The sequence below is a fragment of the Staphylococcus sp. 231237_7MaSpsaltlick genome (genome assembly GCF_043107035.1).
The window spans coordinates 124,004-145,348 of the sequence record NZ_JBICNX010000010.1 but is presented as its reverse complement, the minus strand read 5'-3'; the positions used below and the strand labels follow the sequence as shown (position 1 = coordinate 145,348).

At 31.7% G+C, this 21,345-nt stretch carries 17 protein-coding genes and 3 pseudogenes; 18 read left to right on the top strand and 2 right to left on the bottom strand.

Annotated elements, in window-relative coordinates:
• Positions 1 to 161: 161 nt before the first annotated feature.
• Together ACF91D_RS18950 and ACF91D_RS18945 are read left to right on the top strand one after the other, a co-directional pair.
• Positions 162 to 362, top strand: coding sequence for a hypothetical protein (locus tag ACF91D_RS18950; RefSeq protein ID WP_392437536.1), 201 nt, complete (start codon positions 162 to 164; stop codon positions 360 to 362).
• Entirely contained in the window at positions 359 to 1,159 is an 801-nt protein-coding gene (locus tag ACF91D_RS18945) for a hypothetical protein (RefSeq protein WP_318756641.1), read from the top strand. Before ACF91D_RS18950 ends, ACF91D_RS18945 begins: the two co-directional genes overlap by 4 nt.
• Positions 1,160 to 1,536: 377 nt before the next feature.
• Here ACF91D_RS18945 and ACF91D_RS18940 read toward each other — a convergent pair.
• Both ACF91D_RS18940 and ACF91D_RS18935 read right to left on the bottom strand, forming a co-directional pair.
• Positions 1,537 to 1,821: pseudogene (locus ACF91D_RS18940) on the bottom strand (transposase); the annotation flags it as partial.
• Between the two features lie 375 nt (positions 1,822 to 2,196).
• Complete coding sequence (locus tag ACF91D_RS18935) at positions 2,197 to 3,069, bottom strand: HTH domain-containing protein (protein ID WP_327620630.1); 873 nt, start codon at positions 3,067 to 3,069, stop codon at positions 2,197 to 2,199.
• A 613-nt stretch (positions 3,070 to 3,682) separates the two neighbouring features.
• Between ACF91D_RS18935 and rbfA the strand changes: the two genes are divergently transcribed.
• The 16 genes and pseudogenes from rbfA (at position 3,683) to ACF91D_RS18855 (ending at position 21,279) form a co-directional block, all read left to right on the top strand.
• Positions 3,683 to 4,027: a 30S ribosome-binding factor RbfA gene (rbfA, locus tag ACF91D_RS18930; RefSeq protein WP_017724307.1), complete on the top strand. Its 345-nt coding sequence runs from the start codon at positions 3,683 to 3,685 to the stop codon at positions 4,025 to 4,027.
• Positions 4,028 to 4,288: 261 nt separating this feature from the next.
• Positions 4,289 to 5,206, top strand: coding sequence for a tRNA pseudouridine(55) synthase TruB (truB, locus tag ACF91D_RS18925; protein ID WP_069793420.1), 918 nt, complete (start codon positions 4,289 to 4,291; stop codon positions 5,204 to 5,206).
• Positions 5,207 to 5,219: 13 nt separating this feature from the next.
• The gene (gene ribF, locus ACF91D_RS18920) at positions 5,220 to 6,191 is read left to right on the top strand and encodes a riboflavin biosynthesis protein RibF (protein WP_039066741.1); all 972 of its coding nucleotides are present in this window, start codon (positions 5,220 to 5,222) and stop codon (positions 6,189 to 6,191) included.
• Between the two features lie 102 nt (positions 6,192 to 6,293).
• Entirely contained in the window at positions 6,294 to 6,563 is a 270-nt protein-coding gene (gene rpsO, locus ACF91D_RS18915; protein WP_039066740.1) for a 30S ribosomal protein S15, read from the top strand.
• A gap of 342 nt (positions 6,564 to 6,905) precedes the next feature.
• Entirely contained in the window at positions 6,906 to 8,999 is a 2,094-nt protein-coding gene (gene pnp, locus ACF91D_RS18910) for a polyribonucleotide nucleotidyltransferase (RefSeq protein WP_101050761.1), read from the top strand.
• Between the two features lie 413 nt (positions 9,000 to 9,412).
• Positions 9,413 to 11,086, top strand: coding sequence for a ribonuclease J2 (gene rnjB / locus ACF91D_RS18905; RefSeq protein ID WP_039066737.1), 1,674 nt, complete (start codon positions 9,413 to 9,415; stop codon positions 11,084 to 11,086).
• Between the two features lie 303 nt (positions 11,087 to 11,389).
• Positions 11,390 to 12,067, top strand: a pseudogene (locus ACF91D_RS18900) (cell division protein FtsK); the annotation flags it as partial.
• Between the two features lie 72 nt (positions 12,068 to 12,139).
• Positions 12,140 to 13,852: pseudogene (locus ACF91D_RS18895) on the top strand (DNA translocase FtsK); the annotation flags it as partial.
• Positions 13,853 to 13,854: 2 nt separating this feature from the next.
• Positions 13,855 to 14,568: a GntR family transcriptional regulator gene (locus ACF91D_RS18890; protein ID WP_039066734.1), complete on the top strand. Its 714-nt coding sequence runs from the start codon at positions 13,855 to 13,857 to the stop codon at positions 14,566 to 14,568.
• Between the two features lie 10 nt (positions 14,569 to 14,578).
• On the top strand, positions 14,579 to 15,868 hold the full coding sequence (gene yfmF / locus ACF91D_RS18885; RefSeq protein ID WP_327620629.1) for an EF-P 5-aminopentanol modification-associated protein YfmF: 1,290 nt from the start codon (positions 14,579 to 14,581) through the stop codon (positions 15,866 to 15,868).
• Positions 15,868 to 17,160, top strand: coding sequence for an EF-P 5-aminopentanol modification-associated protein YfmH (yfmH, locus tag ACF91D_RS18880; protein ID WP_327620628.1), 1,293 nt, complete (start codon positions 15,868 to 15,870; stop codon positions 17,158 to 17,160). Before yfmF ends, yfmH begins: the two co-directional genes overlap by 1 nt.
• Before the next feature lie 2 nt (positions 17,161 to 17,162).
• Positions 17,163 to 17,867 (top strand): elongation factor P 5-aminopentanone reductase, encoded by a 705-nt coding sequence (gene ymfI, locus ACF91D_RS18875; protein ID WP_039066728.1) that lies wholly within the window; start codon positions 17,163 to 17,165, stop codon positions 17,865 to 17,867.
• A 185-nt stretch (positions 17,868 to 18,052) separates the two neighbouring features.
• Entirely contained in the window at positions 18,053 to 18,883 is an 831-nt protein-coding gene (locus ACF91D_RS18870; protein WP_017724318.1) for a YmfK family protein, read from the top strand.
• 31 nt (positions 18,884 to 18,914) lie between these two features.
• Positions 18,915 to 19,307, top strand: a complete 393-nt coding sequence (locus ACF91D_RS18865) for a helix-turn-helix domain-containing protein (RefSeq protein ID WP_039066726.1) — start codon at positions 18,915 to 18,917, stop codon at positions 19,305 to 19,307.
• Positions 19,308 to 19,358: 51 nt separating this feature from the next.
• Complete coding sequence (gene pgsA, locus ACF91D_RS18860; RefSeq protein ID WP_039066724.1) at positions 19,359 to 19,934, top strand: CDP-diacylglycerol--glycerol-3-phosphate 3-phosphatidyltransferase; 576 nt, start codon at positions 19,359 to 19,361, stop codon at positions 19,932 to 19,934.
• Positions 19,935 to 20,136: 202 nt separating this feature from the next.
• Positions 20,137 to 21,279 carry a CinA family nicotinamide mononucleotide deamidase-related protein gene (locus ACF91D_RS18855; RefSeq protein WP_039066723.1) on the top strand — a complete coding sequence of 381 codons (1,143 nt, stop codon included), beginning with the start codon at positions 20,137 to 20,139 and terminating at the stop codon, positions 21,277 to 21,279.
• Positions 21,280 to 21,345: the final 66 nt, after the last annotated feature.

The following is a 21,345-nucleotide window of genomic DNA, read 5'->3' as shown; positions in this document are numbered from 1 at the left end:
TTGAATATTGCAAACGTTGACCGATTTATTTATATAAATTATATGCCTATTTATAGTTGTAAATTAGATTGAAAAATTATTGTAAATATTCACTCTTTTGAGAGGGCTGACAATAGTTGTCTATGCTTTTAATTAGAATTAAGTTGAATAGGAGGTTATAAATGATGAGTAAATATTTAAAAGATATAAATGAATTTTGGGAACAATATTTTAGTCAGTATAACTCTATTTATGACGAATCAACATTAAAGGCGATTATAAAAAAAATGATACAACAGCGTTTTTACATCCTATGGATTATGCATATTTTCAAGAACATTTTGGAGATAATTTTACTGACATTCCAAGGTTTAAAAAAATGATAGATTTTGCGAACGGCAAAGTTACTTTAAATAAAAATAGACAAAGAGTTACATTTGAAAATGCAGATTTAAACCCAGCAATAGCAAGACCATATTTTGGGAATCCAGAAATTGCCGATATAGTTATATTAAAAAAGCAGCCAGAAAATGATTTCAAAACATACGAACGTAATCTGACTGATGATGAGGCTATTGAATATAGACAGAGAATATTCTTAGATATCCAAGGTAAGTTATCATTTAATGGAAAAAAATTATTTTTACCTTATATAGATAGACATAGATGGTTTGTAAAATATTTATATAGTAATGCGTCTACATTAAAACAATTTAATATCGATCCTAACAGAGTTATGGTTATCAATTTCTTTCCATATCAAACTGGACATTCTGCGGGTATACCTAAAGATTTTTTATCATTTAACCATCAACTTCCATCTCAAGTTAAAAACTTTGAGTTATTAATTAAAATGTTGAAAGACGATAAGCCTCGCATTTATATCGTTAGTGAAGAAGAACTATATATTTCTATATTTAAGAATTTTGCAGATAGTGAATTATGTCAGTATTTAATTGATCATTTATTCGTACTATCATCAAAACAAAATCGTCACCTTACAGTATGTAATGTGCTAAGTTATAGAGAACAACGTATGCGTATTAAGAAAAAACAAGAGCTTAGTAAAATCGAATACTATAAATGGAACCAAGAACAAAAAGCAGCACGTGAAAATGGGTATTCCGATTTCCACGAAAAAGTAAAATCATTGCAATATACATTGGAGAATCAACATTAATAAATTAGGCAAGGCTCTTAAGGAAAATAAGTTAATATTAAAAATCAATAAATACCATCATAAAATATAGTGATTTAGCCTCGTTATCTAGCTGTTTAAATATAAAGCGTTGGTATAAAGAGTGGGACAGAAATCTAATTCAGTTAAAAAGGTTTATTTGTTCTATTTCACAAAGATGATTAAGCTCGATAGAGATAAAAAGTTTTACTGAGCTGTAGTGCATGCATAAAGCCATTAACTTCATAAATTAATAAGTGGTGGGTCTTCGAAGAAGTGAAAGTTTTAGCTATTGCTAATATAATGAGTAAGGCAGAGATATTTATATCTCTGCCTAAATAATAAACGTCAATCTCTATAGAAATTGACGTTTATTTAGTTTTATAAAAATTTATAGCGTGTTGAGCTATCATCTTTCTTATATATAGTACAATTAAGGCAAACTTCTACCTTGTTTATTCCTCGAACTGACATACGAGTCCAACCTAAAATAGCTTTTATAAACCCAAAATTAATTCTATATCAATTTTTCTTTGATTGTAGATTTTTTACTTTATGGTTCAGAAAGCTGTTGATTAATTTGAAATTTGAAATATTCGCAATTATAATTCTTCATTAAGTTTTTTGCTTGTTTTCAAATGAAATTTCATACATATAATTTTTAATAAAGAACGAATTACATTAAAAATGGCTATCCTTATATCATAAGTATAAAGTAGCCATAAATGTTTTGTTTTTTAATTTCTATTTGAAAGGTGGGGTTCGTTAATACGGATGAGTCCTTTATTTTGAGAATAGAAATTTTTGTCTCTGACTTTTTCCATCCTTAAGTTATTTAAAACTTCACAATTAAATAAAAAGAAACAATCAATCGACATGTATATATGATTATTTTAAGTTTTATTTGAGAAGTTAGCAAAACCTATGCCATTTTATAAGCGTCAAAATAAAGCGAAACAGTTTTTTACTGAATCAATAGCACGCCAATACTAAAATCTAAAAGTAAAGCTATTTAGCTAAACTATTTTTCAATAACTAATTTAAATATTGTAAGTGTTGAACAAAGATTTTATAATCATTTTGAAATCGTCAACATAGTGTTGGGGCTTTAGTAAAGTGATTTGGTTAGGATGTTCATAAGCAATATGCATGCTTTCTTCTTTTGAAATAATAATATCTACAATTCGTCCATTATCTACAGATTTGGTATTTACTATGATAAACTGATGCTTAATTTTAGGCCAAATATGATCTTGAATGAACATAGTCACACTATTAATATTTTCGAATACAGATTGGTTATAAACATCATTAAGTTGTTCAACTTCTCTTACAACAGATAAATCGAGAGTATTAACTTTGCCGTTAGCTAAGTAAGTAAACCAATATTTATCAGAAAAATACCTTGTGTATATAGGAATGATACCTGTAATTTGTGTATCTTGTAATTGAACAGAAATTTTATGACTGTTTTCAATCGCTAATTGTATTCTGAAGATTAAGGTTGATTCACTAAGTTCACGATGGATATTGAATTGGCTTAACATTTTATTAGATAATAGTTTTTCTGCTAAATTCGAATTGGCATTTAAACCTCTTATGAGATTATATGTATCTTCGTGTATTATAGGGGTAAAATTTTTCATTCTAAAAATTAAATTAAGTAGTCTATTATTTTTGAATTTATACCTATCAATTTTTAAACGGTGCTTTTCTAAGGCGTTATCGTATACAATCTGCCCTTCTAGACCATGCCATTCTTGATCTTCATATAAAAAATTGTTTATATCACTTATATCTCTTTGGATAGATCTTACATTTACATTGAGTCGTTGTGCCAGTGCTTCTTTATTTAATGCTTTTCCATTTAAAAATCGTGTATAAATGTACAAAAGCCGTTCTGGTTTCTCCAATAATATACGCTCCTATTATATTGAAAATAAGGCCGGGTCATTAAAATGTTTCGACCGTTAAAGTGTCACTTAAGTATAATTCATCATGAATTAATCTACTAATTTAAGTTAATGGTGCTAATGTATTTGTACGCTTGTTGGTTAATCTTAGATATAAATATGGGGGAGGGCGATAATATACTTTTGAAAATATGTTGCCACTGTCTCACTCCTTAGAAGTATACCATTATAAATTATGAAATGTGTAATATTTTATTTTTAAATCACATAAATAGTAAGGGAATACATAATAACATATCTTATTGCATTAAAATTAACACTAAGGCAAAAATTTATAACAGTTAGGCAACTCAAAATGAAATTTATAGCGTTTTTATGAAAAATTATTACATAATTTAACAGTTAGGGAATAAAATAATGCTCAACTGTCATAAGATATTTGTATTTTATTAATACTATGCAATTTATCCTTTTAACAATCCTAGCTATATGCAATATATTATTTTAAACTTCGAATAAGTGAAATTTGTTTGACGTTATGAAATAAACTGTCATATAATCTGTAAGTAAGGGAAAGATTAACGGACTGATAAACAATGAGAGGTGAAACTTAATGAATATGAGAGCGGAACGCGTAGGCGAACAAATGAAACAAGAAATCATGGATATCGCTAATAATAAAGTTAAAGATCCAAGAATTGGATTCCTAACGATTACAGAGGTTCAATTAACTAATGATTTATCTATTGCAACAGTTTATCTAACTGTACTAGGAAATGAAAAACAAAAAGCAGATACATTCAAAGGTCTAGAAAAAGCAAAAGGTTTTATTAAATCTGAGCTTGGTTCGAGAATGAGACTTAGAATTATCCCTGAGTTAAATTTCGAATATGATGAATCAATCGATTATGGTAATAAAATTGAACGAATGATTCAAGATTTGCATAAAAAGGATTAATTTATCGAAAAACAGTTAAGACATTCATATAACTTATAATGTTCATGTTGTAATATATAACTTGCGCAATTGCCGAATTTCTTCTAAATTATAATTAAATTAATTTATTTAGTTGATTTGACAAAATTGTGGGGGCGGGAATACGAAATCAAATTTAGTTTTGATTTCTGTCCCGCTCCTTTTTACATAACTTATTATTAACAATTACATGTTAATATGAGATTAGAGCTTTAAAAATCAGACTTTGAAGGTGAAATAAGAATGTATAATGGTATATTACCTGTATTTAAAGATCGAGGATTGACGAGTCATGATGTGGTTTTTAAATTAAGAAAAATATTGAAAACTAAAAAAGTAGGGCACACTGGCACTTTAGATCCTGAAGTTTCTGGTGTGTTACCAATATGTATAGGGGCTGCGACAAAAGTTAGTGACTACATAATGGAAATGGGTAAAACTTATGAAGCAACAGTAAGTTTGGGTAGTACAACTACTACTGAAGATCAAACTGGTGATGTGATAGAGCAAAAATATATACTACCTGGTGAAATTACTGCAGAAAATGTTGACTTGATACTCAAACAATTTGAAGGAGTAATTACTCAAATACCACCAATGTATTCCTCGGTAAAAATAAATGGTAAGAAATTATATGAATATGCTAGAAATAACGAAGAAGTTGAGCGACCTGAACGTCAGGTACACGTATATAAAATTAAGCGCACATCCGAATTACGTTTTGAAGATAAACACTGTCAATTTGATATAATTGTAGGATGTGGTAAAGGTACATATATACGAACACTTGCAACAGATATCGGCAGCGCATTACAATTCCCTGCGCATATGTCAAAATTAACGCGTACACAGAGTGGTGGATTTGACATTAAAGATAGTTTGACTTTAAATGAAATAGTGGAATTACATGAGCATGAATCATTACAAGAAAAGTTATTTCCTATAGAATATGGTTTGAAAGGTTTACCACAAATTATAATTTCAGAAGAAAATATCAAAGCTAAAATTTTGAATGGACAAAAATTTGAAAAAACGATGTTCCAGCAAAATATAGACGATATGGTTACAATGGTAGATGAGGACACACAAAAAGTAATAGCAATTTATGAACCTCATCCAGAAAAACAAGATGAAATTAAACCTAAAAAGGTGTTTAACTAAAGGAGAAATACGCATGAAAGTGATAGAAGTAACTCATCCAATTCAAGAAGAACAATATATAACAGAAGATGTTGCTATGGCTTTTGGATTTTTTGATGGTATGCATAAAGGCCATGCAAAAGTATTTGATATTTTAAATCAAAAAGCAGAAGCTGCGAATTTAAAAAAAGCAGTGATGACATTTGATCCACATCCTTCAGTCGTATTAAATCCTAAACTAAAACGGACTGATTATTTAACGCCGATTCAAGATAAAATAGAAATTTTAGAATCATATGATATTGACTATTGTATTGTCATTAACTTTTCATCTAAATTTGCAGAAGTAAGTGCTGAGGATTTTATACAAGATTATATTATAAAGAATCACGTTAAAGAAGTCATCGCAGGTTTTGATTTTACTTTTGGAAAATATGGCAAAGGAAATATGATGATCCTAGATGAAATGACTGAATTTAATTCGACAGTTGTAAGCAAACAAGAAATTAATTCTGAAAAAATTTCTACTACTGATATAAGAAAATCATTGAAAACTGGAGAGTTACAAAAAGCTAATGATGAATTAGGCTATCGCTATCGTATTAAAGGTACAGTTGTGCAAGGCGAAAAACGAGGAAGAACAATAGGTTTTCCAACAGCAAATGTGCAACCAAGCGGTGATTACGTATTGCCTAAGAATGGTGTTTATGCAGTTAGCATGGAAATAGGTGCGGATAAGCAGATTTATAGAGGAGTTGCTAATGTAGGGGTAAAACCAACATTTCACGACCCTTCTAAAGCTCAAGTCGTAATCGAAGTAAATTTATTTGATTTTGGTGAAAATATTTATGGTGAACGTGTTACCGTATTTTGGCATCATTATTTAAGACCTGAAATTAAATTTGATGGTATTGACCCGTTAGTGGAACAAATGAATAAAGATAAAGAAAAAGCGAAATACTTGTTATCGGTTGATTTTGGTGACGAAGTATCATATAATATTTAAGTCGAATGTGTATTACACATTTTAGCACCTTTACCTTGGCACTTCGAAACTCCGACGATTTGCTCGGATAAAGGCGAATAAAATTAAAGGAGGAAATTGACAATGGCAATTTCACAAGAGCGTAAAAATGAATTAATTAAAGAATATCGTACACACGAAGCGGACACTGGTTCTCCAGAAGTTCAAATCGCTGTATTAACTGCAGAAATCACTGCATTAAATCAACACTTACGTGAGCACAAAAAAGATCATCATTCACGTCGTGGATTATTAAAAATGGTAGGTCGTCGTAGACACTTACTTAACTATTTACGTGACAAAGATGTTCAACGTTACCGTGAATTAATTAAATCATTAGGTATCCGTCGTTAATTATAAGGCGTATATTGATAGAGGCTGGGGCATAATTACATGTCTCAGCCTCAACTTTGATATAGGTATTGATAGATTTGAAAAAGCACTTATAAAACCTACTACTGCTAATGTATAAGACTTAAATTATAATACGAGTAAGATTTATATAACGATTTAAATGTTTCTTCTACTCATCTTTACTTGGGGTGGGATAATGAAATCTTATTAAAATTATTAGATTTCTGTCCTGCTCCTTTTTTATAATTTGAAATGAGCATTTTTAAAAAACAATATACTAATATAAAAATTTTCTAAGAAATGATATGATAGTACTATTAGATATATGAGAGGAGATTTGTAATGTCTCAAGAGAAAAAAGTTTTTAAAACGGAATGGGCAAACAGATCATTGACGATTGAAACTGGTCAACTTGCTAAACAAGCCAATGGTGCTGTACTCGTTCGTTATGGTGATACAGTAGTCTTATCTACTGCGGTCGCTTCAAAAGAACCACGTGATGGTGACTTCTTCCCATTAATGGTTAATTATGAAGAAAAAATGTATGCTGCTGGTAAAATTCCAGGAGGATTCAAAAAACGCGAAGGTCGACCAAGTGATGAAGCAACTTTAACTGCGCGTTTAATCGATAGACCAATTCGTCCATTATTCCCTAAAGGGTATAAATATGACGTACAAATCATGAATACTGTATTAAGTGCAGATCCTGATTGTTCACCTGAAATGGCGGCAATGATAGGTTCATCAATGGCATTGAGCGTTTCTGATATTCCGTTCCAAGGACCAATTGCTGGCGTGAATGTTGGTTATATTGATGGAGAATATATTATCAATCCAACAGTTGCACAAAAGGAAGTATCACGTTTAGATTTAGAAGTTGCTGGTCATAAAGACGCTGTAAATATGGTTGAAGCCGGTGCTAGTGAGATAACTGAAAGTGAAATGTTAGATGCTATTTTCTTTGGACACAGTGAGATTCAACGCTTAGTTAATTTCCAACAAGAAATTGTAGATCATATCCAACCTGAGAAGAAACCGTTCGTTCCGGTTGAAAAAGATGAGTCACTTGTAGAAAAAGTTACTCAATTGACAGAAGCAAATGGTTTGAAAAATGCTGTTTTAACATTTGATAAACAACAACGTGATATTAACTTAGATAATTTAAAAGAAAAAGTTGCAGCTGAATTTATCGATGAAAGTGATGCTGACAATGAAGCTTTAATTAAAGAAGTTAATAGCATTTTGAACGATTTAGTTAAAGAAGAAGTAAGAAGATTAATTGCAGATGAAAAAATAAGACCAGATGGCCGTAAAACGGATGAAATTCGTCCGCTTGAATCAGAAGTTGGTGTATTACCAAGAGCTCATGGTTCGGGATTATTTACACGTGGTCAAACACAAGCACTTTCAGTATTAACGTTAGGCTCAATGAGCGAATATCAAATTCTAGATGGTTTAGGCGAAGAAGAACAAAAACGCTTTATGCATCATTATAATTTCCCTAACTATTCAGTAGGTGAAACTGGTCCAGTACGTTCTCCAGGACGTCGTGAAATCGGACACGGTGCTTTAGGAGAGCGTGCGCTTAGCCATATTATTCCTGATGTAAAAGATTTTCCTTATACTGTTAGAATTGTAAGTGAAGTTTTAGAATCAAATGGTTCTTCGTCACAAGCATCAATTTGCGGTTCTACATTAGCATTAATGGATGCAGGTGTACCTATTAAAGCACCAGTAGCAGGTATTGCGATGGGACTAGTTACACGTGATGATAGTTATACAATCTTAACTGATATTCAAGGTATGGAAGATGCATTAGGCGATATGGACTTTAAAGTTGCCGGAACATCTGAAGGTATTACTGCTATTCAAATGGATATCAAAATTGACGGTTTAACAAAAGAAATTATTAAAGAAGCTTTAGAGCAAGCACGCGTTGGTCGTCTTGCAATTCTGGATCATATGTTACAAACGATCGATACACCACGTAATGAATTAAGTGCATTTGCACCAAAAGTAGTAACTATGACGATTAAACCAGAAAAAATTAGAGATGTAATTGGGCCTGGCGGTAAAAAAATCAATGAAATTATTGATGAAACGGGTGTTAAATTAGATATTGAACAAGATGGTACAATATTCATTGGCGCAGTTGATAAAGATGCGATTGATCGCGCGCGTAATATTATAGAAGATATCACGCGTGAAGCAGAAGTTGGCCAAGTATACGAAGGAAAAGTAAAACGTATTGAGAAATATGGCGCTTTCGTTGAATTGTTCCCAGGTAAAGATGCGCTTGTTCACATTTCACAAATTGCTAATGAACGCATTGAAAAAGTAGAAGATGTGTTGAAAGTTGGAGACACATTTAAAATAAAAGTAACTGAAATTGATAAACAAGGACGCGTTAATGCTTCGCATAAAGCTTTGTTGTAAAATCAAAATCTTAATACATTGAATTTTTAATTAGAGGCTAGTCATTGGTTTATGCTTTTATAGTAGAATGCCGTTAATTCTATTGTAAAAGCATGCTTAATCAGTATAAACTAGTTTCTTTTTTATTATATAAAAGTCAATTATTTATATCGTAAAGATAAAATTATACATAAAATTTAAATACTATAAAATTATTGATATGCAATATGTAATTTTCTATAAATATTTTAGACTATTTTGAAATTTCAGCTTGATTTCAAATACAAATAATTTAAGAAAATGTAATAACGATTACATTTATAAGTGTTTAACCTTTACCAGATATTACTTTAATAGTGTACATAAAGCCTATTTTAACTTATAATAAATTATGAGTTTATATATGGACGGGAATTTAAATAGGAGGTAACATTTTGAGTTTAATAAAGAAAAATAATAAAAATATTCGCATCATTCCACTCGGCGGAGTTGGAGAAATAGCGAAAAATATGTATATCGTCGAAGTAGATGACGAAATGTTCATGCTTGACGCTGGCTTAATGTTCCCAGAAGATGAGATGTTAGGTGTAGATATCGTTATACCAGATATTCAATATGTTATTGAGAACAAAGATAAATTAAAAGGGATCTTTTTAACACATGGACATGAACACGCAATTGGTGCTGTTACTTATGTATTAGAACAAGTTGATGCACCAGTTTATGGATCGAAACTTACAATTGCTTTAATTAAAGAAAATATGAAAGCACGTAATATTAATAAAAAAGTTAGATATTATACCGTTAATAATGAATCTATCATGCGTTTCAAAGGTGTCAATGTAACATTCTTTGATACAACACACAGTATTCCAGATAGTTTAGGTGTATGCATTCATACTTCTTATGGGGCAATTGTATATACAGGTGAATTTAAATTTGACCAAAGTTTACAAGGTCATTATGCGCCAGACTTAAAGAAAATGACTGAAATTGGTGAGGCAGGTGTATTTGCATTAATTAGCGATTCAACTGAAGCAGAAAAACCTGGATATAATACACCTGAAAATGTGATTGAATCGCACATGTATGACGCCTTTACAAAAGTGAAAGGTAGATTGATTGTGTCTTGCTACGCATCTAATTTTATCCGTATTCAGCAAGTTTTAAATCTTGCACAAAGATTAAATAGAAAAGTATCATTCTTAGGTCGTTCATTGGAAAGTTCTTTTAATATTGCTAGAAAAATGGGGTACTTTGATATATCAAAAGACTTATTAATCCCAATAAATGAAGTTGAAAATTATCCTAAAAATGAAGTTATTATTATTGCTACTGGTATGCAAGGTGAGCCAGTAGAAGCTTTAAGCCAAATGGCTCAAAAAAAACACAAAATAATGAATATCGAACCAGGAGATTCTGTATTTTTAGCTATTACTGCTTCTGCTAATATGGAAGTGATTGTCGGAAATACGCTTAACGAATTAGTACGTGCTGGTGCAGAAATTATCCCAAATAGTAAAAAGATTCACACTTCAAGTCATGGTTGTATGGAAGAATTGAAGATGATGATTAACATTATGAAACCTCAGTATTTTATTCCGGTTAACGGTGAATTTAAAATGCAGATTGCACACGCAAAATTAGCGAATGAAGCAGGTGTGCAACCAGAAAAAATCTTCCTTGTTGAAAAAGGCGACGTAGTTAATTACGATGGAGAAGAAATGATTTTAAATGAAAAAGTTCACTCGGGTAATGTACTAATTGATGGTATTGGTGTCGGCGACGTCGGTAATATCGTACTAAGAGATCGTCACCTGTTAGCTGAAGATGGTATTTTTATCGCAGTTGTAACACTTGATCCTAAAAATAGACGAATTGCAGCTGGTCCAGAAATTCAATCTAGAGGTTTCGTTTATGTTAGAGAAAGTGAAGTTTTATTAAATGAAGCTGAAGAAAAAGTCCGTGAAATCGTTGAATTAGGATTACAAGAGAAACGTATTGAATGGTCTGAAATTAAGCAAAATATGCGTGATCAAATTAGCAAACTTTTATTTGAAAATACAAAACGTCGTCCAATGATTATTCCAGTAATTTCTGAAATTTAATAATTTCTGTACTAAACAAAGAGGTTAAGACAAGCGCTCAGGTAAATATTTTGTAAGGTGAATTGCGATTGAATGTTTTGAAGTGAAATGACATTCACGCACCCTTTGAAATGACTACACGCGTAATATGTCTTACCTCTTTTATGTTATTATAGATGGAAGGGTTAAATTTTAAGCATACATAAAATTGTATATATTCAATTAATAAATTTATTATTATTGCTAATATTAAAAAATTATTTTTACAGTAGTGGGTGAATATAAAAATAATTTTGAGCACAGTCGAAGAAGAAGGTGGTAAACTTGGCACAAACAAAAAAGAAACAAACAACAAAAAGAAAACCTACGAATACAAGAAAGAAAACAACTAATAATAAGAAAAAACAAGGGGATAGCCCATTAAGATATATTGTGGCAATCGCCATTTTTGTAATAGTAACCTTGGGTATCTTTCAACTTGGTATTGTTGGAACGATGATAGATAGTTTCTTCAACTATTTATTTGGCACAAGTAGATTCTTAACATATATTCTTATTTTAATAGGTACAGTTTTTATTACATATTATAAAGCGTTGCCCAAAACGAGGCGCACTGTTGGCGCATTTGTATTACAATTGGCCTTACTATTAGTTAGTCATATTGTCTTTTACTTTTCACATAAAGTACAAGCCCAACGTGAACCAGTTTTATCTTTTGTATATAAATCTTATGAGCATTCTAATTTTCCTGTATTTGGAGGCGGTTTAATAGGTCATTACCTATTAGCACTATTTATCCCCCTGATTTCTATTGTAGGTATTATTATTGTAACGATACTACTAATCGCTTCAAGTATCATTTTGTTATTAAAACAAAAGCATCGTGACGTATCTAAGTTATTATTTGAAAAGGTGAAAGTTAAAAGTAAAGATGCTTCCGAAAATTACCAAGAACGACGCAAGCAGAATAAAGTGAAGAAAGAAGCTAAAGCACGTGTTAAAGCAGAGAAAAAAGCAGAACAACAGGCAGAACAACAAGCGAGAACTGAAACTCAAAAATCAGATGAAAATGTTACAGATGTTAGTGATTTAAAAGAAATACCAAGGCCAAAATCTGAGCAACAATTATCTATCCCTATATACGGTCATAGTGATAGTGAAGATGGCCACAAGCAAAATTCAGAAAAGCCTATAGGCAAACGCACTAAGCGAATGTTTGATCAAGAAGGGCATCTCGCACAAAAAGCAACACAACCAGACACTAAATTAAATCAGGCATCACTAGACCAACAAATAGATGATATGGATTCTGAACAAAGCGAACAAGGTGAAGCGATTAATTCAATTTCTGAAGCAGGTGAAGTAGAAAATGAAACATATACTTTACCACCTCTTACTTTACTTAAGCAACCAGCGAAACAAAAGGCTACGTCTAAAGCAGAAGTTCAGAAAAAAGGACAACTATTGGAAACAACACTTAAAAACTTTGGTGTCGATGCGAGAGTTACACAGATAAAAATAGGGCCAGCAGTGACACAATATGAAATCCAACCAGCACAAGGGGTTAAAGTTAGTAAAATTGTTAACTTGCATAATGATATTGCACTTGCACTTGCTGCCAAAGACATTCGAATAGAAGCACCGATACCTGGCCGTTCTGCTGTTGGAATTGAGGTCCCTAATGATAAGATTTCTCTTGTTTCATTAAAAGAAGTTTTAGATGAAAAATTCCCAGCTAAAAATAAATTAGAAGTAGGTTTAGGCAGAGATATTTCAGGTGATCCTATAACAGTCGAACTAAATAAAATGCCACATATGCTTGTTGCAGGGTCTACAGGAAGTGGTAAATCTGTCTGTATTAACGGTATAATTACAAGTATTTTACTTAATGCTAAACCACATGAGGTAAAACTTATGTTAATTGACCCAAAAATGGTAGAATTGAACATATACAACGGTATTCCTCATTTACTGATACCAGTTGTGACTAATCCTCACAAAGCATCACAGGCACTAGAAAAAGTCGTTGCTGAAATGGAACGTCGTTACGATTTATTCCAACATTCTTCTACTAGGAATATAGAAGGTTATAATGAAGCAATTAGACGTCAAAATGCCGAATTAGAAGAAAAACAATCAGAACTACCATACATTGTTGTTATTGTCGATGAGTTAGCAGACTTGATGATGGTTGCTGGTAAAGAAGTAGAAAACGCTATTCAACGTATTACGCAAATGGCACGTGCGGCAGGTATTCATTTAATTATTGCAACTCAAAGACCTTCTGTAGATGTCATTACTGGATTAATTAAAAATAATATACCTTCAAGAATAGCTTTTGCAGTAAGCTCACAAATCGACTCTCGTACAATTATTGACAGCGCCGGTGCTGATAAATTGTTAGGTAAAGGCGACATGCTATATGTAGCTAATGGTGGTTCTACTAGAACGCGTGTACAAGGCGCATTTTTAAGTGACCAAGAAGTACAAGATGTCGTGAATTATGTCGTAGAACAACAAAAAGCTAATTATGTAAAAGAAATGGAACCAGATGCACCAGTTGATAAATCAGAAATGAAAAGTGAAGATGCGCTTTATGATGAAGCATATTTGTTTGTTTTAGAACAACAAAAAGCGAGTACTTCTTTATTACAAAGACAATTCAGAATTGGTTATAATCGAGCTTCAAGATTAATGGACGATTTAGAACGTAATCAAGTTATTGGACCACAAAAGGGTAGTAAACCTAGACAAATTTTAGTGGATATTGATAGTGATGAGGTGTAAATATGGAACTAACTTCAGTTTATAAAGTAAAAGAATGGATGATTCAACAAATTAAGGAAGGCAATTTACAACATGGGGAGCCACTTCCGAGTAATTTAGCAATAGCAAGAACTTTAAAAGTAAAAACAGATGATGTTTATGACGCAGTAGATGAATTAATTACTGAGCAAGTATTATCCAATAATTTAGAAGAAGGTGCACGTGTTAAATCACTGCACCCATTCTATTATCCATTGGAAGAAGTTGTGAGCATTAGTAAAATGATTAAAGACCAAGGTTATACCCCAGGAACAGAATATATTAGTTTCGATGAAAAACCAGCAACCTCTTTAGATTCTAAAAGATTAAATATTGCAGATAAGGCGCCTGTAACTATTATAGAACGTTTAAGAACTGCAGATAGAAAGCCAGTCGTTTATTGTTTAGATAAAGTGCCTGCAAATGATTTGACTTGTGCACAATACCAAAGTAGTGATGAGTCACTTTTAGGTGCAATTGAAGCCTATACTAATAAAAAAGTTTCATACGCAGATACTGAAATGGAAGCGATTAGTTATGAGCCCCATATATCGGATATCTTAGGAGCTTCGCCACATGAAGGGCTCATGTTGTTAAAATTAGTCCACTATGATACAAATGATCAACCGATATTATATTCATTTAATTATTTCAAAAGTAGTTTAGTTAAATTTAAAACGGTTAAAAACAGATTATAATAATAAATTTATGGAAGTGAGGCATGACAATTTGAAAATAGAAAAACCACAGAAGGATTTACACATTAAAGTGTTGCCGACAACAAAATTTAAAACCACAACGATTACATTAAAATTTATGGCACCATTAGATAGCGAAACGATGACTGCACGATCTATTTTAAGCAAACTCTTAGTACGTGCTACAAAACAATGGCCATCAGATAAGGATTTTAATCGACATTTATCTCATTTATACGGAGCTTATGTAAACAGTTTTGTGTCCAAATTTAAAGATAAACATGTTATCACAATATCTTTAGAATTAGTAAATGAACGTTATTTAAAAGACCAAACGCCACTTTTTGAAAAAGGATTAGAATTACTTAAAGAAATGATATACAATCCTTTAATATTAGATAATCAATTTGATGAAACATTTGTTACTCAAGAAAAATCGTTATTATCTAAAAAATTAAATGCTATGATTGACAACAAATCGCAAATTTCATTTTTGAACTTATTGAAATATATGTTTGGCGAACAACCGTACCGACATTTAGCAACTGGACAAGTTGAATACATAGCTGACATAACGCCAGAAACTTTATATCATACATATCAATCTATGTTGCAAAATGACTACTGCGCAGTATATGTAGTAGGTAATGTAGATCAACAACAGGTAAAATCTCAAATACAAACATATTTTAATATTAATCCATTCTCTTTTGAATTATCACAAGCTAATCCAATAGGACAAGCACATGCTAAACCTCAAGTCATTGTAGAGACAGATGACATCGATCAAGCTAAATTAAATATGGGCTTTAAATTACCAGCTAAATACGGAGATCCTGAGTATTTTGCGATGATTGTATTTAATGTAATGTTTGGCGGAGATCCATCATCCGTATTATTTAATGAAGTACGAGAAAAGCAAAGTTTAGCATATTCCATTCATTCTCAAATAGACGCTAAAAATGGTTTTCTATTTGTATTAAGTGGTGTGTCAATTGATAAATATGAAGTTGCTAAAGAGACGATTGTGTCAGAATTCGAGAAATTCCAACAAGGGGATTTTGAAGAAGATAAAATAACGCTTGCTAAAAAGGTTATTTTATCACAAAGACAAGAGTCCCATGATAGGGCTAAAAGCATTATAGAAATCATGAATAACAATATATTGTTAGATGAACCAATGTCAGAAGAAAGTTATATTTCAGGGATTCAAAATGTTGGTAAATTAGAAATCCAACAGTTGGCACAAGCAACTACACTAGATACAATCTATATTTTGACAAAAGGGGGCGATGACTAATGAATGAAACCTACTATGACCAAATTGACGAGCGAGTATTTGAAGCTGAATTTAAAAATGGTTTAAAATTATTCATAATTCCTAAAAAAGGGTTTCAAAAAACCTTTGTGACTTATACAACGCAATTTGGGTCGTTAGACAATAAATTTAAGCCACATGGTAGTGATGAATTTGTAACAGTTCCTGATGGTGTGGCTCACTTCTTAGAGCATAAGTTATTTGAAAATGATAACGATGAAGAAGATTTATTTACAGCATTTGCTGAAGACAATGCACAGGTAAATGCATTTACTAGTTTTGATAGAACAAGCTATTTATTTAGTGCAACAGATAATATAGAGCGTAATATCAAACGCTTATTAACTATGGTCGAAACACCTTACTTCACTAAAGAAACAGTAGATAAAGAAAAAGGTATAATTGCTGAAGAAATCAAAATGTACCAAGAACAACCTGCTTATAAATTGATGTTTAATACCTTAAGAGCTATGTATGATACACACCCAATACGTGTTGATATTGCTGGTAGTATTGAAAGTATTTATGAAATAACTAAAGACGATTTATATCTATGTTATGAAACGTTTTATCATCCTTCTAATATGGTATTATTTGTCGTTGGTGATGTAGATGTAAATCATATTTATAAAATTATTGAAGAGCATGAGAACCAACGTGATAAAGAAGCACAACCACAAATTGTAAGAGACCCATTGATTGAGCAGACTTCAGTGAAAACACCAAATGTTTCAGAAGCGATGAAATTACAATCACCAAGATTAATGTTAGGTTTTAAAAATGAACCATTATCTGATGAACCAAATGAAACTTTTGTTAAACGTGATTTAGAAATGACTTTATTCTATGAAATGATATTTGGTGAAGAAACAGATTTTTATCAGTCATTACTCAATGACGAATTAATTGATGAAACTTTTGGATATCAATTTTTATTAGAATCTACATATAGTTTTTCCGTTATAACAAGTGCAACGCAATACCCCGATAAGTTAAAGGCATTATTATTAGATGAAATTAAAAGCAACTTAGGCAAACTTGACGATGTAGAAGCTTTTAGCCTATTGAAAAAACAATTTATTGGTGAATTTATTTCAGGTTTGAACTCTCCGGAATATATTGCAAATCAATATACAAAGTTATATTTTGAAGGAGTAAGTTTGTTCGACTTATTAGATATTGTTGAAGGTATTACTTTAGAGAGTGTTAATGAAACAGCACAAACATGTTTGAATTTATCACAAGTAGTAGATAGTCGCTTGGAGATGAAGTAATAGTGAAAGCATTAGTTATGGGTGGTTCCGGTACAATAGGAAAAGCAATTGTGAAGCGATTATTAGCTGATGGTTTTGAAGTGATTGTTCATTATAATAATGCGAATATTGAAACACTCCAAAGCGATTTTATTGGAAAACCAGTAGAGTTTTTGCAATGTGATTTAAATCAAGATATAGATTTAGAATCACACTTTGCTTATATTAGAAATCTTGACTGCTTGGTATACGCAAGTGGAACAGCTTTATATGGTCAGTTACAAGATGTAACTGATAAAGAAATAGATGATTGTTATCAAATCCACGTGCGTCAATTAATTAGAATATGTAGATATTTCACCAACCGATTACGACAAAGCAGTCATGGTCGCATTGTTATCATATCATCTATTTGGGGAGAAACCGGTGCAAGTATGGAGACAATTTACTCTGCAATGAAGGGGGCTCAAATTGCATTTGTAAAAGCTTTGAGTCAAGAATTAGCAATGACAACAGTAACCGTAAATGCGATTACTCCTGGGTTTGTTAGTGGAAACATGTCTCAAGTATGGTCTGACGAAGAATTACAGGCAATTACTGAAGAATTGCCTCAGCAAAGACTTATTGACCCTATTGAGATAGCGCATACTTGTAGTTATTTGTGTCATCCTATGGCAAGAAGCATTACCGGAACAATTCAAAAAGTTAATGGTGGATGGTACGTATAGATTTTTTAATAATATACAGAAAATAAACCAACTATGAAACATTCAATGATATAATATCATTACAATAAAATGCTTATATGGATATTTAAGTTTAAAAAATGTAATGACTAAGTTGTTTTAAATGAGTTATATGCTTACGTATAAATTGTACATAAGTGGTTTTAAAATAAAGGGGTGCTTATTTCATGACAGTTGCTACTAAAAAAGAATGGTATTTAGAGTATGAGATAACGATGAACCGAGCAGGACTTTTAGGTGATATATCAAGTTTGTTAGGCATGATGGGGATTAGTATCGTAACAATCAATGGTATTGATGAAGGTCGTAGAGGTCTATTAATTAAATCTGATAGTCTAGAAAAAGTAAGCCGTTTCGAAAATATCGTGACAGAAATAGATGATATTTCGATTACTAAATTAAGAAAACCAGAGTTAAGAGATCGATTGGCAGTAAGACATGGAAGATACATAGAGCAGGATGCCGATGATAAAAAGACATTTCGCTTTGAAAGAGAAGACTTAGGTTTACTAGTTGATTTTATGGCGGAACTGTTTAAAGAAAAAGGTCATAAATTAATTGGTATTCGTGGAATGCCTAGAGTTGGTAAAACAGAATCAATTGTAGCAGGTAGCGTCTGTGCGCACAAACGTTGGTTATTTATTAGCTCTACCCTTATTAAACAAACGGTGCGTAGTTCACTAATCAAAGGTGAATATGATTCAGACCATGTCTATATTATTGATGGTGCTGTTACAGCAAGAGAGTCCAGTCAGAAGCACCAAGAACTAGTGAAAGAAGTTATGAGTCTTCCAGCTATTAAAGTAGTTGAACACCCTGACTTATTTGTTGAAGCAAGCGACTATAAGATGAGCGATTTTGATTATATTATTGAATTAAGAGAAAATAAAAATCAAGAGATTCATTATGAAGAAATGAAAAAACAAACAGTTAAGAGCAAAAACAATTTGGATTTTGGTAATGATCCATTTGGTGGCGGCTTTGGTTTCTTTGAATAATAATGATTGTTGATTGAGGAGGGCTGACATCATGAACTTAGTTGGTCAGACATTAAAAGGGCGACGAGAACGTTTAGGTATGACATTAAATGAATTAGAATCGCGTACACAAATTAAGCGACAAACATTAGTAATGATTGAAAATAATGATTTCGAATCATTAAAAAAAGCTGAGTATGCGGAAGGTTTCATAAGGAAATACGCTAAAGCAGTGAATATTGATTCTGTACAGTTGATTAATGCACACAGAGAAGAAATCCCGAATAATGATGAAGCGATACATCAAACAATTGCAGCTTTTGCGAATGAGGACAAACCAACATACCGTAGCAAGAATAAAGAACCCTTACAAGTGGCTGTTGTGATAAGTGTAGTAATTATTATTACAGCATTGTTGTGGGTATTTTCAGTATTGGTATTTTAAAGTGACAAATAAATGTAAGTTATAAGTTATAAATAGAAAAGAGGACTTTGTATGAATATACCGAATTGGATAACTGTGTTTAGAGTTATACTAATTCCAATATTTCTTGTTTTTGCATTAGTAGATTTTGGATTTGGTAACGTTTCATTTATCGGTGGATATGAAATTAAAATTGAATTATTAATAAGTGGCGTAATTTTTATTATTGCATCCCTAAGTGATTTCTTAGATGGCTATTTAGCTAGAAAATGGGGACTTGTTACAAATATGGGGAAATTTTTAGACCCACTTGCAGATAAATTATTAGTCTCAAGTGCACTTATTGCGCTTGTAGAAATTGGCTTAACAAATTCATGGGTAGCCATTATCATTATTGCCCGTGAATTTGCAGTTACTGGTTTGCGTTTATTGCAGATTGAACAAGGATTTGTAAGTGCTGCTGGTCAACTAGGTAAGATTAAAACAGCCGTTACAATGGTAGCAATCATTTGGATACTCTTTGGTGATCCACTCGTTACATGGGTTGGTTTCCCAATAGGACAAGTGTTGTTGTACATTGGTGTGTTCTTTACAATTTTATCTGGTATAGAATACTTCTACAAAGGTAAAGATGTTTTTAAAGTATAATTAAATTTATTAATAAACTGGAAGATGGACTAGTTCTATAGACATCTTCCAGTTTTTTGATGTTTTATGATATGAAGTCAGATTTTTCGTTTTTGAGAGGTTTTCATTTTATAATTAAGGGAAGTAAAAACATATTGTTTAACAAAGGACATTAAAAGTATATATAAGATTATATGAACTTTGTTTTTGAGGAGGAGTATTTGTGAATATATCAATCATCGCAGTAGGTTCGGAATTATTATTAGGACAGATTGTTAATACGAATGGCCAATATCTATCAAAATTATTAAATGGTGTCGGTCATAATGTTGTAGAGCATTCTGTAATTGGGGATAATCCACAACGTTTAGAAAGAGTAGTAAATCAAGCCCTTACTCAATATGATACCGTGATTTTAACGGGTGGCTTAGGGCCAACAAAAGATGATTTAACCAAACATACTGTAGCTAAAATATTAGGTCGCGAATTAGTAATTGATGAACATGCGCTAAATTATATTGAATCATATTTTAGAGAGCAAGACATCGACATGACACCAAATAATAGACAACAAGCGCTTGTGATTGAAGGTGCATCTATTTTAGAAAATAAAGTTGGTATGGCGCCGGGTATGTTTGTTAATCATGGAGATAAAAAAATTGCTTTGCTACCAGGTCCCCCAAAAGAAATGCAACCAATGGCGAAACACGAGTTATTACCTCATCTCCTTAATGGTGAACACACAATATTTTCAGAGTTACTACGCTTTGCAGGTATAGGTGAATCAAAAATAGAAACTGAATTAATGGATTTAATAGATCAGCAAACAAATCCTACTATTGCACCGCTTGCTGGAACTCATGAAGTAAATATAAGATTAACTGCAAACGGGACATCACAGCAAGCATGCAAGGATTTAATCGCACCTGTGAAAGCTTCAATATTAAATCGCATTGGTAATTATTATTACGGTTCTGATGATATTCTTCTAGAACAAGCTTTTATGTCATTGGTCAATGAAACTTTTGCTATTTATGATGGCGTGACTGATGGCGAACTATATTCTAGAATGAAAAATTTTGATGAAAGTCAAATGTTGAGAGGTATGTTACCTCATCACTCACAATTTATAAATGAACATGATACAATTGAATCTCAACTTTCAATGACAGCACAAATTATAAGAGATTTTTACAATGCAAAAGTCGGTATCTCGATATTGAGTGAAGTTGACACCGTGTATTTAGGTATTTTAAAAGGTGATAACTTAACAATTCAATCATTTAAAATGACTCGTAAAAGGAATCTAATGAAAAGTAGAACACAAAATTATGTATTAATTAGGTTACTAAATTTGTTTAAATAGTTAATAACTGTTTGCTAAAACTCAAAAATATAGCACGTGTGTTCTATTTTTGAGTGTTTATCATAT

Bases quoted from the DNA above. Each gene is read 5' to 3' on its own strand.
- yfmH (WP_327620628.1), top strand. From the start codon at position 15,868: ATGAATGAAACCTACTATGACCAAATTGACGAGCGAGTATTTGAAGCT.
- rbfA (WP_017724307.1), top strand. From the start codon at position 3,683: ATGAATATGAGAGCGGAACGCGTAGGCGAACAAATGAAACAAGAAATC.
- truB (WP_069793420.1), top strand. From the start codon at position 4,289: ATGTATAATGGTATATTACCTGTATTTAAAGATCGAGGATTGACGAGT.
- pnp (WP_101050761.1), top strand. From the start codon at position 6,906: ATGTCTCAAGAGAAAAAAGTTTTTAAAACGGAATGGGCAAACAGATCA.
- pgsA (WP_039066724.1), top strand. From the start codon at position 19,359: ATGAATATACCGAATTGGATAACTGTGTTTAGAGTTATACTAATTCCA.
- ACF91D_RS18950 (WP_392437536.1), top strand. From the start codon at position 162: ATGATGAGTAAATATTTAAAAGATATAAATGAATTTTGGGAACAATAT.
- rpsO (WP_039066740.1), top strand. From the start codon at position 6,294: ATGGCAATTTCACAAGAGCGTAAAAATGAATTAATTAAAGAATATCGT.
- ribF (WP_039066741.1), top strand. From the start codon at position 5,220: ATGAAAGTGATAGAAGTAACTCATCCAATTCAAGAAGAACAATATATA.
- yfmF (WP_327620629.1), top strand. From the start codon at position 14,579: ATGGAAGTGAGGCATGACAATTTGAAAATAGAAAAACCACAGAAGGAT.
- ACF91D_RS18865 (WP_039066726.1), top strand. From the start codon at position 18,915: ATGAACTTAGTTGGTCAGACATTAAAAGGGCGACGAGAACGTTTAGGT.
- ACF91D_RS18890 (WP_039066734.1), top strand. From the start codon at position 13,855: ATGGAACTAACTTCAGTTTATAAAGTAAAAGAATGGATGATTCAACAA.
- ACF91D_RS18945 (WP_318756641.1), top strand. From the start codon at position 359: ATGATAGATTTTGCGAACGGCAAAGTTACTTTAAATAAAAATAGACAA.
- ACF91D_RS18870 (WP_017724318.1), top strand. From the start codon at position 18,053: ATGACAGTTGCTACTAAAAAAGAATGGTATTTAGAGTATGAGATAACG.